General features: G+C 67.1%; 15 protein-coding genes. 10 read left to right on the plus strand and 5 right to left on the minus strand.

Features of this window, described 5'->3' with window-relative positions:
• Positions 1–14: 14 nt before the first annotated feature.
• Positions 15–941 (plus strand): LysR family transcriptional regulator, encoded by a 927-nt coding sequence (locus AC1DIN_RS09165; protein ID WP_476809506.1) that lies wholly within the window; start codon positions 15–17, stop codon positions 939–941.
• A gap of 55 nt (positions 942–996) precedes the next feature.
• Here AC1DIN_RS09165 and AC1DIN_RS09170 read toward each other — a convergent pair whose 3' ends face one another.
• Positions 997–1164, minus strand: coding sequence for a hypothetical protein (locus AC1DIN_RS09170; protein ID WP_441469356.1), 168 nt, complete (start codon positions 1162–1164; stop codon positions 997–999).
• Between AC1DIN_RS09170 and AC1DIN_RS09175 the strand changes: the two genes are divergently transcribed.
• The 4 genes from AC1DIN_RS09175 to AC1DIN_RS09190 are packed head-to-tail and all read left to right on the plus strand — an operon-like array spanning position 1163 to position 4082.
• Positions 1163–1960 carry a substrate-binding periplasmic protein gene (locus tag AC1DIN_RS09175; protein ID WP_476809507.1) on the plus strand — a complete coding sequence of 266 codons (798 nt, stop codon included), beginning with the start codon at positions 1163–1165 and terminating at the stop codon, positions 1958–1960. The two genes, AC1DIN_RS09170 and AC1DIN_RS09175, sit on opposite strands and share 2 nt — an antisense overlap.
• A gap of 14 nt (positions 1961–1974) precedes the next feature.
• Positions 1975–2724 carry an amino acid ABC transporter ATP-binding protein gene (locus AC1DIN_RS09180; RefSeq protein ID WP_476809508.1) on the plus strand — a complete coding sequence of 250 codons (750 nt, stop codon included), beginning with the start codon at positions 1975–1977 and terminating at the stop codon, positions 2722–2724.
• Between the two features lie 9 nt (positions 2725–2733).
• Complete coding sequence (locus AC1DIN_RS09185) at positions 2734–3408, plus strand: amino acid ABC transporter permease (RefSeq protein WP_441469353.1); 675 nt, start codon at positions 2734–2736, stop codon at positions 3406–3408.
• Positions 3408–4082, plus strand: a complete 675-nt coding sequence (locus AC1DIN_RS09190; RefSeq protein ID WP_476809509.1) for an amino acid ABC transporter permease — start codon at positions 3408–3410, stop codon at positions 4080–4082. The genes AC1DIN_RS09185 and AC1DIN_RS09190 overlap by 1 nt, the downstream gene beginning before the upstream one ends.
• 20 nt (positions 4083–4102) lie before the next feature.
• Here the strand turns inward: AC1DIN_RS09190 and AC1DIN_RS09195 are convergent, their stop codons facing one another.
• Entirely contained in the window at positions 4103–4954 is an 852-nt protein-coding gene (locus AC1DIN_RS09195) for an NHL repeat-containing protein (protein ID WP_476809510.1), read from the minus strand.
• 74 nt (positions 4955–5028) lie between these two features.
• Here AC1DIN_RS09195 and hydA point away from each other — a divergent pair, with 74 nt between their 5' ends.
• Entirely contained in the window at positions 5029–6471 is a 1443-nt protein-coding gene (gene hydA / locus AC1DIN_RS09200) for a dihydropyrimidinase (RefSeq protein WP_476809511.1), read from the plus strand.
• Positions 6472–6489: 18 nt separating this feature from the next.
• Here hydA and AC1DIN_RS09205 read toward each other — a convergent pair whose 3' ends face one another.
• Positions 6490–7437 (minus strand): N-carbamoyl-D-amino-acid hydrolase, encoded by a 948-nt coding sequence (locus tag AC1DIN_RS09205; protein WP_476809512.1) that lies wholly within the window; start codon positions 7435–7437, stop codon positions 6490–6492.
• A gap of 370 nt (positions 7438–7807) precedes the next feature.
• Between AC1DIN_RS09205 and AC1DIN_RS09210 the strand changes: the two genes are divergently transcribed.
• Positions 7808–7975, plus strand: a complete 168-nt coding sequence (locus AC1DIN_RS09210; protein ID WP_476809743.1) for a sugar-binding domain-containing protein — start codon at positions 7808–7810, stop codon at positions 7973–7975.
• Between the two features lie 237 nt (positions 7976–8212).
• Here AC1DIN_RS09210 and AC1DIN_RS09215 read toward each other — a convergent pair whose 3' ends face one another.
• The gene (locus AC1DIN_RS09215) at positions 8213–9451 is read right to left on the minus strand and encodes an MFS transporter (protein WP_476809513.1); all 1239 of its coding nucleotides are present in this window, start codon (positions 9449–9451) and stop codon (positions 8213–8215) included.
• Positions 9452–9786: 335 nt separating this feature from the next.
• On the opposite strand from AC1DIN_RS09215, the gene AC1DIN_RS09220 reads away from it, so the two are divergent.
• A complete protein-coding gene (locus AC1DIN_RS09220) occupies positions 9787–10500 on the plus strand; it encodes an orotate phosphoribosyltransferase (protein WP_441469347.1) in 714 nt (237 codons plus the stop codon).
• A 4-nt stretch (positions 10501–10504) separates the two neighbouring features.
• Entirely contained in the window at positions 10505–11140 is a 636-nt protein-coding gene (locus AC1DIN_RS09225; protein WP_476809514.1) for a TIGR00725 family protein, read from the plus strand.
• 12 nt (positions 11141–11152) lie between these two features.
• On the opposite strand, the gene AC1DIN_RS09230 is transcribed toward AC1DIN_RS09225, so the two are convergent.
• On the minus strand, positions 11153–11680 hold the full coding sequence (locus AC1DIN_RS09230) for a MarR family winged helix-turn-helix transcriptional regulator (protein WP_476809515.1): 528 nt from the start codon (positions 11678–11680) through the stop codon (positions 11153–11155).
• A 45-nt stretch (positions 11681–11725) separates the two neighbouring features.
• Between AC1DIN_RS09230 and AC1DIN_RS09235 the strand changes: the two genes are divergently transcribed.
• Positions 11726–12604: an alpha/beta fold hydrolase gene (locus AC1DIN_RS09235; RefSeq protein ID WP_476809516.1), complete on the plus strand. Its 879-nt coding sequence runs from the start codon at positions 11726–11728 to the stop codon at positions 12602–12604.
• The last annotated feature ends 109 nt before the right edge of the window (positions 12605–12713 follow it).

The following is a 12713-nucleotide window of genomic DNA, read 5'->3' on the forward strand; positions in this document are numbered from 1 at the left end:
CGGATGTTATCCTCATGCGCCTCAATCTCCGGCAGATCGAAGTCTTCCGTGCCATCATGATCACTGGATCGATCAGCGGCGCGGCGCGGCTGCTTTCGGTCTCGCAGCCCGCGATCAGCCGTCTCCTGGCCTATACGGAGGACCGGTTGGCGCTGCGCCTGTTTGAACGGGTGCGCGGCCGCGTGCAGCCTACGCCGGAGGCACGTCGCCTGTTCCAGGAGGTCGATCAGGTCCATCAGGGCGTGGTCCGGGTCAACGAGCTGGCGGAGGAACTGCGCGAGCGCGGCACCGGCTCGGTGCGGATCGTCGCGAGCCCGAGCGTCGGGCAGGCGCTGGTGCCGGACGCCATTGCCCGCCTGCGCGAGCGCTTCCCGGATCTGCGCGTCGAGTTCGAGGTGCTGACCCTGCTCGAGATCGTCGCCAAGGTCGTGGCCGGCCGGGCCGATCTCGGCGTCTCGATCCTTCCCGTCGACGAGCCGACACTCGACATGGAGGTGCTGACAGAGGGGCGGCTGATGGTGATCATGCCACGCGACCATGCGTTGGCACGGCTGCGCGTGATCCGCCCTGCCGATCTCGTTCCCTACCCCCTGATCGGGTTCGGGCCGCAGACGCCCTATGGCGACGTCGTCGGGCGTGCGCTCGCTCTGAAAGCCGCGCCGCTCCGCATAAGCACCGTCGTTCGCTTCACGCCCGTCGCCTGCGCAATGGTGCGGGCCGGCGCCGGCATCGCGGTCGTCGACGAGTTCGTGCTGCGCGGGCGGACCTGGCCGGAGCTGGTGTCGCGCCCGCTCGCGCCCAAGACGCGGGTCCGCGCGCATCTTCTGACGCCGCGCTTCGAGCCGCTTTCGCGGACGGCGAGCGCCTTCGTCGATATTTTGCGCGGATTGGTGCCGCCCTTGCCCAGGGGCAAGGATGCGGAGCCGCCCGAAGACGCTTAACATCATGTTATGGAAACCTGACAATAAATAATTGGCAGGGCATGATTTCGCCCTGTTAGGCTTCGCTCCAGACGTGGCCGGATTGTTGCTGGAACAGGGGCGCAACGATCGCGGCGGCGCCGTCGCACAACGGGAGCGGAAGCATGAAACTGAATTCGATCGGGATGGCGCGCGCCGCCATCAGGGGCTTGGCGTTGGCCGCCCTCATCGCGATGCCGGCCATGGCTGAGGACGCCGATCATCCGCAGAACGAAAAGCTGAAAGTGGCCTGCGACCTCGGTTTCGCGCCGTTCTGCTTCAAGACACCGGCCGGCGAGACCACCGGCTTCACCTATGACATGTCCCTCGCGATCGCCCAGAAGCTCGGCCGCCCGGGCGTCGAGGTCACGGATTCGAACTTCTCGGCGATCTTCGCCGGCCTGTTCTCCAAGCGCTACGAGATGATCCCGGCGCCGACCAACATCACGCCCGAGCGCGCCGCGCAGATGCTGTTCAGCGAGCCCTACATGCCGACGGGCCTCGGCTTCCTCGTCAAGAAGGGCAACAAGATCGCCAATCTCGAAGACCTGAAGGGCAAGGCGCTGACCGTCAACAACGGCTCGATCTCGGACAAGTGGCTGACCGACAACGAGTCCAAATACGGCTTCACCATCCAGCGCTACAACAAGAATGCCGACGCCGTGCAGGCGGTCATGATCGGCCGCGCCTTCGCCAACGTCGCCGATGCGCCGGTCTCGCGCTATGTCTCCACGCAGACGCCAGCTGCGGAAGTTGCCTTCGTGCTCGACAGCGGCCGCAACTTCGGCATCGCCTTCCGCAAGGAGGACGCCGCCTTCCGGTCTCAGGTCGAAGGTGCGCTGGAATGCATGAAGACCGACGGCACGCTCGCGAAGATCCACGAGAAGTGGTTCGGCGTGAAGCCGGATGCCAATTCCTCGGCGGCAAAGGTCTATCCGGGCACCGGCGCGCCGGATTTCGAGGGCTATGACGCGACCGAGCGCAAGGCTGCCTGCAAGTGAACTCGCAGCCCGCCATGACGGCCACGCCTGCTGAGACGATCGTTTCGATCGAGGGGCTGCGCAAGAGCTTCGGCAATGTCGAGGTGCTGCGCGGCGTCGACCTCAAGGTCGGCAAGGGCGAGGCCGTCGTGATCGTCGGCTCCTCCGGTTCGGGCAAGAGCACCTGCCTGCGCTGCATCAACCGGCTGGAGGAGCCGACGGCGGGCACCATCCGCGTCGGCGGGCAGGAGATCACCGGTCCGAAGGTGGACCTCAATCTCCTGCGCCGCCGGATCGGCATGGTCTTCCAGGGCATCCATCTCTACCCGCACAAGACGGCGCTGGGGAACGTGATGCTGGCGCTGCGCAAGGTCGTCGGCCTCGGCAAGGAGGAGGCCGAGCGCAAGGCGCGGCACCATCTCGAGGTCGTCGGCCTCGCCCACAAGGCCGATTCCTATCCGGCGGAGCTGTCAGGGGGGCAGCAGCAGCGCGTCGGCATCGCCCGCGCCATGGCGCTGGAGCCGCAGGTCATGCTCTTCGACGAGCCGACCTCGGCGCTCGATCCAGAACTCGTCGGCGAAGTGCTCAACGTCATGGTCCGCACCAAGGAGATGGGCATGACCATGATCGTGGTGACGCATGAGATGAAGTTCGCGCGCGATGTCGCCGACCGCGTCGTCTTCATGGACCATGGCGCGATCCTGGCCGAGGGCACGCCGCAGGAGATCCTGATCAACCCGCAGCACCAGCGCATCCGCGACTTCGTGATGCGCTCGCACGGCTGACGGGCGCACATGGATCAGATCGTCCGCTACTTCTTCGATTTCGGGCTGCTGTCGGCCTACTGGCCCGACATCCTGCGCGGCTTCCTGATCACCGTCGAGATGTCGATCCTGACGGTGCTGATCGGCATCCCGCTCGGCCTCGCGCTCGCGATCCTCAGGCTCTACGGCATCCGGCCGCTGAACTGGCTGATCATCTTCTATATCGACTTCTTCCGCTCGATCCCGCAGCTCGTCCTGATCGTGCTGGCCTATTTCGCGCTGCCCTATTTCGGGCTGGTGCTGGAGCCGGTCACGGCGACTGTGCTGGCGCTCGCGATCGTGCTCTCAGCCTTTGCCGAAGAGATCTTCTGGGCCGGCATCAACGCCGTGGCGAAGGGGCAGTGGGAGGCGGGGCGCTCGACGGGCCTCGGCTTCACCCAGACGCTGGCCTACATCATCCTGCCGCAGGTGGTGCGCATGTCGATCCCGCCGCTGACCAACCGCGCCATCGGCATCAGCAAAGGCACGACGCTGGGCTCGGTCGTGGCCGTGCCGGAACTGCTCAACGTGACGTCGAGCATCCAGTCCAACGTCGCCAATCCGACTGCGCTGACCGTCGGCGCGCTGCTCTTCCTCCTGCTGTTCCTGCCCTTCGTGCGCTTCACGCGCTGGCTGGAGCACGTCTACGCGCATCCGAGGTCATGATGGACGAGCTCGTCACGACCTTCTTCAATTTCGACGTCCTCAAACAGGTCTGGCCGCTGCTGCTGCAGGGCTTCTGGATGACGCTGGCGCTGGCCGCGGTCGCCGTGCCGCTCTCGGTGCTCACCGGCATCGCCATCGCGATGGCGCAGGACGTGCCCAGCAAGCTGCTGCGCTTCCTGCTGATCGCCTATGTCGACGTGATGCGTGCGATCCCGCCGCTGGTGCTGCTGATCTTCATCTTCTTCGGCCTGCCGTTCCTGGGCTTGAAGCTCAACGAGTTCACCGCGGCCGTGCTGGCGCTGACGCTGAACGGGTCGAGCTATTTCGCCGAGATCTTCCGCGCCGGCATCGAATCCGTGCCGAAGGGCCAGCGCGAGGCGGCGCGCTCGACGGGGCTGAGCTGGTACCAGAGCATGATCTACGTCGTCGTGCCGCAGGGCACGCGCAATGTGCTGCCTGACTTGATCAGCAACACGGTCGAGCTGGTGAAGCAGACTTCGATCGCCTCGGCGGTTGCGTTGCAGGAGCTGCTGCGCTCGGCGCAGCTCGCACAGGGCCTGCTCTACAATCCGACCCCGCTGATCGCGGTGGCGATCGTCTACTTCCTGATGTTCTGGCCCTTCGTGCGGCTGGTCTCGCGGCTGCAGAACCGCACGGCTCCGTCGGCCGCGTGAGTCGTCGCCGATCCGCCGCGTCAGGACGCGATGGGGAAGAGGCGGGTGATGCGGTTCGGATTGGTCTCGGCGAGGAAGATATCGCCGGCAGGCCCGAGCCAGAGGCCATGGGCTCCGTTGAGAACCGGCCGGCAGCGGCCGAGCAGGGCGCCGCCCGGCGAGAGCAGGCTCAGCGTCGGGATGGAATCGCAGACATGAATCCGGTCTTCCGCATCGGCGACGACATCCTGTGGCCGCAGGAAGGCGTCCCATACCGCCAGAAGCTCGCCATCGGCCGTGAAGCTCTGCACCCGGCTGTTCTCGCGATCGGCGACGATGACGCGGCCGTCGCTGAGCACGCAGATGCCGTGCGGCGTCAGGAAGGCGCCCGGCGCCGTGCCGACCGCGCCCCAGCGACCGAGCGGGCGGCCCTCGGCGTCGAAGCGATGGATGAGCCCGTTGCCGTAGCCGTCGGCGACATAGAAGCCGCCATCGGGCGCGAAGGCGATGTCGCTGGGATGATTGAAGGGATGGCCGGGCCGATGGCTTTCGCCGATCTGCTGCCGGACCTGTCCCTTGGCATCGCAGAAGAGAATGCGGTGGGCGTCGCGGTCGACGATGGCGAGACCGCCATCGGGCATCCCCGCGATCTTGTGCGCGTCGAGGCAGAGCGCCTCGCCCCAGCTCCGCAGGAGCCTGCCGTCGGCTGCGAGCGTCACGACGCAGGGGCCGTCGGGATCGACGGCGCTGTCGCGGCGCAGCAGGACATGGACGAGCCCGTCCCTGTCGATGGCGAGATCGGTGATCCTTCCCGGCATCGAGGGCAGCGCGCCCCAGGGGCGTTCGACGCCGAAGAGCCTGTCGCCGAGCGCAACGCGCAATTCCGTTTTCATTCTGACCTCGTCGCTGTTTCGCGCGCTGTGGGTGGCCGCCACTTCAGGGCCCCGGCCGCATGGGGAGAAAGACCATGAGCGATTTCGATCTCGTCATCCGCGGCGGAACGGCCGTGACCGCCTGCGATATCGGGCCTTTCGATATCGGTGTCGTCGACGGCATCATCGCCGCGATCGGCGAGGGGTTGCCGGGCGGCCGGGAAGAGATCGATGCGCGGGGCCAGCTCGTGCTGCCCGGCGGCGTCGACAGCCACGTCCATCTCGATCAGCCCTTTTCCTCGGGGGCTGATATCGCGGATGGATTTGACAGCGGTACGGCATCCGCCGCCGCGGGCGGGACGACCACGGTCGTCTGCCATGCGCCGCAGATCCGGGGCGGCTCGCTGGCCGGCGCAGTCGCCGCCTATGCCGAGAAGGCGAAGCAGGCGCGGATCGACCATGCCTTCCACCTGCTGGTCAACGACCCGACGCCGGAGGTGCTGGAAAGCGAGTTGCCGGCGCTGGTCGAGGCCGGGCATCGCTCCGTCAAGATTTTCATGACCTATGACAGCAACCGCCTCGGCGACGCGCAGATCCTGCAGACGCTGGCTGCGGCGCGGCGGGCGGGCGCGCTGGTCTGCGTCCATGCCGAGCATCATGAATTGATCACCTGGTTGACGCAGGCGCTGCTGGCGGCCGGATTGACGGCGCCGCGTCATCTCGCCTGGGCCAAGCCCATGGTGGTGGAGCGCGAGGCGACGCATCGGATTCTGGCACTGGCCGAGGCGCTGGATACGCCGATCCAGATCTTCCACGTCTCCGGCGCGCAATCGGGCGAGGAGGTTGAGCGGGCGCAGGCGCGCGGGCAGAAGGCCTGGGCGGAGACCTGCACGCAATATCTCGTGCTCGACGAGGCCGACATGGACAGGCCGGGCTTCGAAGGCGCGAAGTTCATGATCTCGCCGGCCCTGCGCAACGCCGCCGACCGCGAGGCGCTCTGGCAGTACCTGCGCGACGGCGTCATCGACATCGTCTCGTCCGACCATTCGCCGCTGCGCTACGACGATCCGCGCGGCAAGAAGCAGCATGGCGAGAATGCGCCGTTCAACAAGATTCCGAACGGCGTGCCCGGCCTCGCGGCGCGGCTGCCCATTCTCTACTCGGAAGGCGTCGCGAAGGGGCGCATCGACCTGCGCCGCTTCGTCGATCTCGTCGCGACCAATCCGGCCCGGCGTTTCGGGCTGGCGCCGCGCAAGGGCGCGCTCGCGATCGGGGCCGATGCCGATATCGTGCTGCTCGATCCAAACCGGCGCGTCACCCTCACCAATGCCATGCAGCATCACGGCAGCGACTACACGCCCTATGAGGGGATGGAGGTGCAGGGCTATCCGACGGCCACCTATCAGCGCGGCCGCCTCGTCTTCGACGGCGAACGCGTGCTGGCGCAGCCGGGGCAGGGGCAGTTGCTGGCGCGCGGCCCCTATGCCGAGATCGCGCCGGTGGGCCGCTTCCCCACTCCGTTCGACCCGTTCCGATGAGAGAGCCAAGGAGGGCGCTCAGGCGCCCTCCGTCTTTCCGAGCGGGGCGCCGACGCCGGTGCGCTCGGTCAGCAGGCCGTAATGCTCGACGCGGCGGTGGCGGGCGAAGTCGAAGATCGTCGCCTTGCCGAAGCGAGTGTCGTCGAGATCGCAGGGATGGACGAGCACGCCATCCTCCTCGTGGTCGAGTTCGCCGACGATCTTGCCATCCGGCGCGGCGATCAGCGTGCCGCCGAAGAGGTGGTGGCCGTCTTCCGTGCCGGCCTTGGCGACAGCCACGACCCAGGTCGAGTTCTGGTAGGCGCCGGCCTGAACCGAGAGCCGGTGATGGAACAGGCGGTCGGCTGCCGTCTCATTGGGAGATTGCGAGTTGACGGAGGGAGTGTTGTAGCCGAGCACGACCATCTCGACGCCCTGCAGCCCCATGACGCGATAGGTCTCGGGCCAGCGCCGGTCGTTGCAGATCGCCATCCCGAACAGCCCGCCTTCGAACTCCCAGACGGGGAAGCCGAGATCGCCGGGCTCGAAATAGCGCTTCTCGAGATGCTGATGCGCGCGCTCAGGGTCGAACTCGACATGGCCGGGAAGGTGGATCTTCCGGTACTTTCCGACGATCCGGCCCGTGCGGTCGACGAGGATCGAGCTGTTGAAGTGGCGTCCCTCCGGGGTGAGCTCGGCATAACCGAAGCTCATGGCCATCCCGAGTTCCTTCGCCTTGTCGAAGAGCGGCTGCGTCTCCGGGCCGGGCATAGCGCGCTCGAACCAGTGGTCGGCCGCGGCGCGATCCTCGCTGTACCAGCGCGGGAAGAAGGTGGTCAGCGCCAGCTCGGGATAGACGATGAATGTCGCGCCCTGCGCCTTGGCCGCCTCCATGAGCGCGATCATGCGCTCGACGACCTGCTTGCGGCTCTCGGCCCGCTGGATCGGGCCCAACTGGGCGGCGGCGACTGTGACGATACGTGGCACGGGCGTTCCTGATCGGATGAAAGTGGAGGGCCGCCCGATCACGACCTCCTTCGAGATCGATATGCCGCGTCCGAGCGTGGCTTTCGTCGAGGCTGCCCCTTTGGGGTTGCTGGGCCGTATCAAAGCCTTAGATCGTTGCCTCCCATTCTTCATATGCTTTGTTTGCGATCAGCTATAATGCGGCGTTATGCTTTCTCCGCCGACTTGGTTTTCCGACCGGAGCTGAAACGAGGCCGATTGGATTTACGCTTCGCCACGCAGGGCCGATCGGTGCCCCAGGCCCACTGTGGAAGCTGCCGATCGCATTGTGAAGCGCCGGGAAGGCGATGTAAGTCGCGGGAGATAGCGCCGTCCCGGCGATCGGTGTGCGATTGCCCTGCCGCTGGAGGGATTGCGCCGCAATCCCACCGTGATCCCGGCTTGCGGCAGCAGGAACAAGGCGGCGGTGATTGCGGCTACGCTGCGTGCCGGGCGGGCTTCCATCCTGATCACCGATGAGGACGCCGCAGTGGCAGCGCTGGCGCTACACAAGGGCTGATCGAGCCGGCGCGGTCAGGCGCCCCGGATCGCGTCCAGAAGCTCCTCATGGATCAGGCTGTTCGACGCGACCTGTCGGCCTTCAAATGGATGAAGCCATCGAGCTTCCCTGCCGCGACCAGCGGCATTTCGAGAGGCAGGGCTGGCTTGCCCGCGCTGGTTGCAGATGCGTCTTGAAGCGGCTGGCGCGGCCTCCGCGCCAGCAGTCCCGCAGTGCGTCCTGTCGCGACGGCGCGGCTTACAGCAGCTCTTCGCCGCGCTTCTCGGGGATGAGGAGCCACATCGCGAGGATGTCGAGGACATAGAGGGTCGCGAGCAGCGCGATGGCGGTCTGGAAGCCATAGGCAGCGGCGATCGCTCCCACGACGACGGGGCCGAAGCCGCCGACGCCGCGGCCGATGTTGAACAGCACGTTCTGCGCGGTGGCGCGGGCGGCCGTCGGGAAGAGCTCGCTCATCAGCGCGCCGTAGCCGCCGAGCATGCCGTTGACGAAGAAGCCCATCACCGCGCCGGCGACGAGGAGCTGCATCGGGTCGATCAGCCGCGAGTAGACGATGACCATCACCGCGGCGCCGAGCATGTAGCCGAAGAAGGCCGGGCGACGGCCGAGCCGGTCGGCGATATGGCCGAAGGCGAAGATGCCGAGTGCCATGCCGGCGATGGTCACCGCCGTCCACAGGGCCGATTGGGTGAGGGCGAAGCCGAACCGCGTGGCGAGGTAGTTCGGCAGCCAGATCATCACGCCGTAGTAGCCGAAGTTCTGGACCGAGCAGAGGATCACCATGCCGATGCTGAGCTTGGTGGTCTCCCAGTCCTTGACCAGCAGGCGAAGCGCGGATTCCTTCGGACGGTCCTTGGAGCGGGCGACGAAGACATCGGGCTCGTGCAGCGAATGCCGGATGAAATAGGCCGCGATCGCCGGCAGGACGCCGATGGCGAACATGCCGCGCCAGCCGATCGTGGGCAGCAACAGCGGGGTGATGAGGGCTGCCGCGAGAACGCCGACCTGCCAGCCGAGGCCGACATAGGAGGAGGCGCGCGCCCGCTTCGAGGCCGGCCAGGCCTCGGCGACGAGCGCCATGCCGATGCCGAATTCGCCGCCGAGCCCGAGGCCGGCGATGGTCCGGTAGATCAGCAGATCCCAATAGCCCTGGGCGAAGGCGCACAGGCCGGTAAAGACGGCAAACAGGACGATGGTCCAGGTCAGGACGCGGACGCGGCCGATGTGGTCCGAGAGCATGCCGAAACCGATGCCGCCGAGCACGGCCCCGACGAGCGTCGCCGTCACCAGCGAGGCGGCCTGGGCCTGGCTCAGCTGCAGATCGGCCGAGATCGCCCTGAGCATGAAGCCGAGGATGAGCAGATCGAAGCCGTCCATCGCATAGCCGATGGCGGCGCCCCACAGCGCCTTGCGCGCCTTGTCGTCCACCGTCGTCGGTGCCGACAGCGCGGCGGCAGATGTTGTCCGATCGCTCATGGCTCAAAGCCCCTCGTTTTCGCGCGGCCGAACGATGCTGAGCCGCAAAGCTGATCGAGGCGCGCTCAAATGCGTGGTGTCGGTTCGACATGTCACGCGGCCGGAGCCGGCGCAATAATTGGCCTCGACCCTGCCTGTGGATGTGTCAGGAAACATTTGCGCGTGTGGCTTTGGCGACGGCGGGGCGCCTGTCCGCGCGCCGTGGTGGAAATCGCGGCACGGGGATTGACCTGCCGGGCGGGGGCGATCAGAAGGGGCCGTTTGCCAATTCGACCTGCCCCTGCGCCCTTGCCCTCCCCGGCGAGCGGCGTCGCTCAGCCCGGAGAAACCGCGCCATGCCCAACCTGTTCACCCCCACCGACAGGACCGTGATCGCGCGCGAAGCGGCCAAGATGCTGCTCGAGATCAAGGCGGTCCATTTCTACAGCGACAAGCCCTTCTTCTTCACCTCGGGTTGGGCGAGCCCGGTCTATATCGACTGCCGCAAGATCATCTCCTATCCGCGCCTGCGCTCGACGCTGATCGACTTCGCCGCCACCACGATCGTGCGCGACATCGGCTACGAGTCGCTCGACACCATCGCCGGCGGCGAGACGGCTGGCATTCCCTTCGCCGCCTGGATCTCGGACCGCCTCGCGCTGCCGATGCAGTATGTGCGCAAGAAGCCGAAGGGCTTCGGCCGCAACGCCCAGATCGAGGGTTCGGTCGTCGAAGGTGCGCGTACGCTGCTGGTCGAGGATCTCGCCACCGACGGCCGCAGCAAGGTCAATTTCTGCGAGGCGCTGCGCAATGCCGGCGCCGATGTGCAGCACTGCTTCGTGCTGTTCTACTACGACATCTTCCCGAAGAGCCGCGAGCTGATGGCGGAGATCGGCGTGAACCTGCACTACCTCACCACCTGGTGGGACGTGCTGGCCGTCGCGAAGGACAGCGGCCATTTCGAGCCGAAGATCCTTGCCGAGGTCGAGAGCTTCCTTAACGATCCGGCGAGCTGGTCGTCCAAGCATGGCGGCATCTCCGCCTTCGGCGAAGAAAAGAAGCCGGCCTGAGCCCATGCTTCACCACCCGCAGCTGCGACTCGATACCAGCAGAGGGCAGCTGCATGACGAGCGTGGCCGGATGTTCGATCCGGCGGCGCGACGATGGAGCGAAGCGCGACCAGGCAGGCCGGGGGAGCCGGTCTCGGCTGCCCATGCCCTGCGCTGGCTCCAGCGCGAGCGCGGGATGCCGCTGCGCACGCCCGTCGCCGTGATCGGCACGCGCACGCCGACCGCGTCCCAGGCCGTTGCCGCCGAGACCTTGGGGCGGCTTCTCGCCGAGCACGGCGTCACCGTGCTGTGCGGCGGCCGCTCAGGCGTGATGGAGGAGGTCTGCCGGGGCGTCGCGCGGGCCGGTGGGCTGTCGATTGGCCTGCTGCCCGATGACGAGCCGGAGGCGGCCAATCCTTACGTCACCGTTCCGCTGGCGACGGGGATCGGCGTGGCGCGCAATGCGCTGATCGCCCGTGCCGCCTGCTGCCTCGTCGCGATCGGCGGCGGCTACGGTACCCTGTCGGAGATCGCCTTCGCCCTGCAGTTCAAGCGGCCGGTGTTCCTGCTGGACGGCGCGCCCGCGGTCGATGGGGCGCTCGAATGCGCCGATGCCGAGGCGGCGCTCGATGCCGTTGCACGGGTCATCCTGGCCCTCTGATCGACTTTCGGTTCACGACCTGCCGAGGCGGTTTCCTGCGGCTGCGCTGCGGGCCTCGAGCGCCTTGGCGACGCGGCGCATCGACTCGCCGGCGGCATGGCATTCCTCGTCGCTGAGCACAGTCATCATCGCCTCGATCTCGGTGACGTGGATCGCCATCGCCTTGCGGGTCAGAGCTTCGCCTGCGGGCGTCAGCCAGAGGCGGCGCAGGCGCTTGTCGGTTTCGTCATTGCGTCGCTCGATCAACCCGCGCCGCTCCAGCACCGGCAGCAACATGCTCATCGCGCTGCGCCCGACCAGCAGTTTCTCGGCCAGTGCCTGCTGCGAAAGGCCTGGGGCATGGAAGATGTTGGCGAGCACGTCGTAATGCGCGAGCTGGATGTCGAGCGACGCCAGCGCCTCGGTGAAGACCTTCTCCCACAGGCTATGTGCGCGGGCGACGGCAACCCAGTTGCGGAAGCGCGGCAGGTCCCAGGGCAGAATCTGTGTTGTCGCCTGATTGGAAGGGGTCGGCGCGGAAAGCTCTTGCTTTTTGTTCATGGCTGAACATATTCGTTCAGCGCTGAACAAGACAGAGTCTGTGCCATGACCGCTTCCGCTCTCCGCTACATGCGCCCACTGGTCCGGGCCGCCAGCTTCGTGGCACCCGGTGCGACCGGCCGGCTTGCTTTCCGTCTGTTCTGTACCCCGCCGAGGCCGCTGAAGCGAAACGGAAAATCGCCCGAACAGGCTGCCGCGACAAGACTCCGGCTAGCCAGCCGACGCGCGATCCCGTTTCCCTGCGGGAGCGTGCAGGCCTATGTCTTCGAGCCGGAGGGGCGCGCGGCGACCGGGACGGTGCTGCTGGTCCATGGCTGGACGGGAGAGGCGGCCTCGATGACCGCCTTCGTCGAGCCGCTACTGGCCGCGGGCTTCCGGGTCGTCGCCTTCGACCTGCCGGGCCATGGCGCTTCGACGGGGCGCGAGCTCAACCTCCCGCTCGGCGTGGCGAGTCTCGCCGCCGTGGCGCGGGTGTTCGGGCCGCTGCATGCGATCGTCACGCATTCCTTCGGCGGCGCGATCGCGCTTGCTGCCTTGGCGGGCTCGGTCAGGGGGCAGCCGCCGGTCAGCGCCGGGCGGTTGGTGCTGATCGCCGCGCCGTCTTCGATCACCGAGATCACCCGGCAATTCGGCGCCGCGATCGGCCTTGGCCGGCGCGGTCAGGCGGCCCTGGAGCGGCGCATCCATGTCGTTGCGGGCAACCCGGTCGACGTCTTCGAAGGGCCGCTGCAGCTGGAGGCGATCGGGCTGCCGACGCTGGTCATTCACGACCGCCAGGACCGCGAACTCGGCTTCCAGCATGCGCAAGCGCTGGCCGGCGCCGGCTCCTTCGTCAGGCTGGAAGCGACGGAGGGGCTCGGCCATCGCCGCATCCTGAAGGCGCGGCCGGTGGCCGAGAGCGTGGCGCGCTTCGTCGCGAATTGAGCACGACATGCCGTCATTGCGAGAAGCGAAGCGACGAAGCAATCCAGGGACCGCAGGGCTCGACGGTTCAACCCGGTCCCCTTGGATTGCTTCGCTTTGCTCGCAATGA

It is taken from the genome of Allobosea sp. 05T438 (genome assembly GCF_056396025.1).

Excerpts from the sequence above, each read along its gene's own strand:
- AC1DIN_RS09165 (WP_476809506.1), top strand. The coding sequence starts at position 15 with ATGCGCCTCAATCTCCGGCAGATCGAAGTCTTCCGTGCCATCATGATC.
- AC1DIN_RS09175 (WP_476809507.1), top strand. The coding sequence starts at position 1,163 with ATGGCTGAGGACGCCGATCATCCGCAGAACGAAAAGCTGAAAGTGGCC.
- AC1DIN_RS09170 (WP_441469356.1), bottom strand. The coding sequence starts at position 1,164 with ATGGCCGGCATCGCGATGAGGGCGGCCAACGCCAAGCCCCTGATGGCG.
- AC1DIN_RS09180 (WP_476809508.1), top strand. The coding sequence starts at position 1,975 with ATGACGGCCACGCCTGCTGAGACGATCGTTTCGATCGAGGGGCTGCGC.
- AC1DIN_RS09185 (WP_441469353.1), top strand. The coding sequence starts at position 2,734 with ATGGATCAGATCGTCCGCTACTTCTTCGATTTCGGGCTGCTGTCGGCC.
- AC1DIN_RS09190 (WP_476809509.1), top strand. The coding sequence starts at position 3,408 with ATGGACGAGCTCGTCACGACCTTCTTCAATTTCGACGTCCTCAAACAG.
- AC1DIN_RS09195 (WP_476809510.1), bottom strand. The coding sequence starts at position 4,954 with ATGAAAACGGAATTGCGCGTTGCGCTCGGCGACAGGCTCTTCGGCGTC.
- hydA (WP_476809511.1), top strand. The coding sequence starts at position 5,029 with ATGAGCGATTTCGATCTCGTCATCCGCGGCGGAACGGCCGTGACCGCC.
- AC1DIN_RS09215 (WP_476809513.1), bottom strand. The coding sequence starts at position 9,451 with ATGAGCGATCGGACAACATCTGCCGCCGCGCTGTCGGCACCGACGACG.
- AC1DIN_RS09220 (WP_441469347.1), top strand. The coding sequence starts at position 9,787 with ATGCCCAACCTGTTCACCCCCACCGACAGGACCGTGATCGCGCGCGAA.
- AC1DIN_RS09225 (WP_476809514.1), top strand. The coding sequence starts at position 10,505 with ATGCTTCACCACCCGCAGCTGCGACTCGATACCAGCAGAGGGCAGCTG.
- AC1DIN_RS09230 (WP_476809515.1), bottom strand. The coding sequence starts at position 11,680 with ATGAACAAAAAGCAAGAGCTTTCCGCGCCGACCCCTTCCAATCAGGCG.
- AC1DIN_RS09235 (WP_476809516.1), top strand. The coding sequence starts at position 11,726 with ATGACCGCTTCCGCTCTCCGCTACATGCGCCCACTGGTCCGGGCCGCC.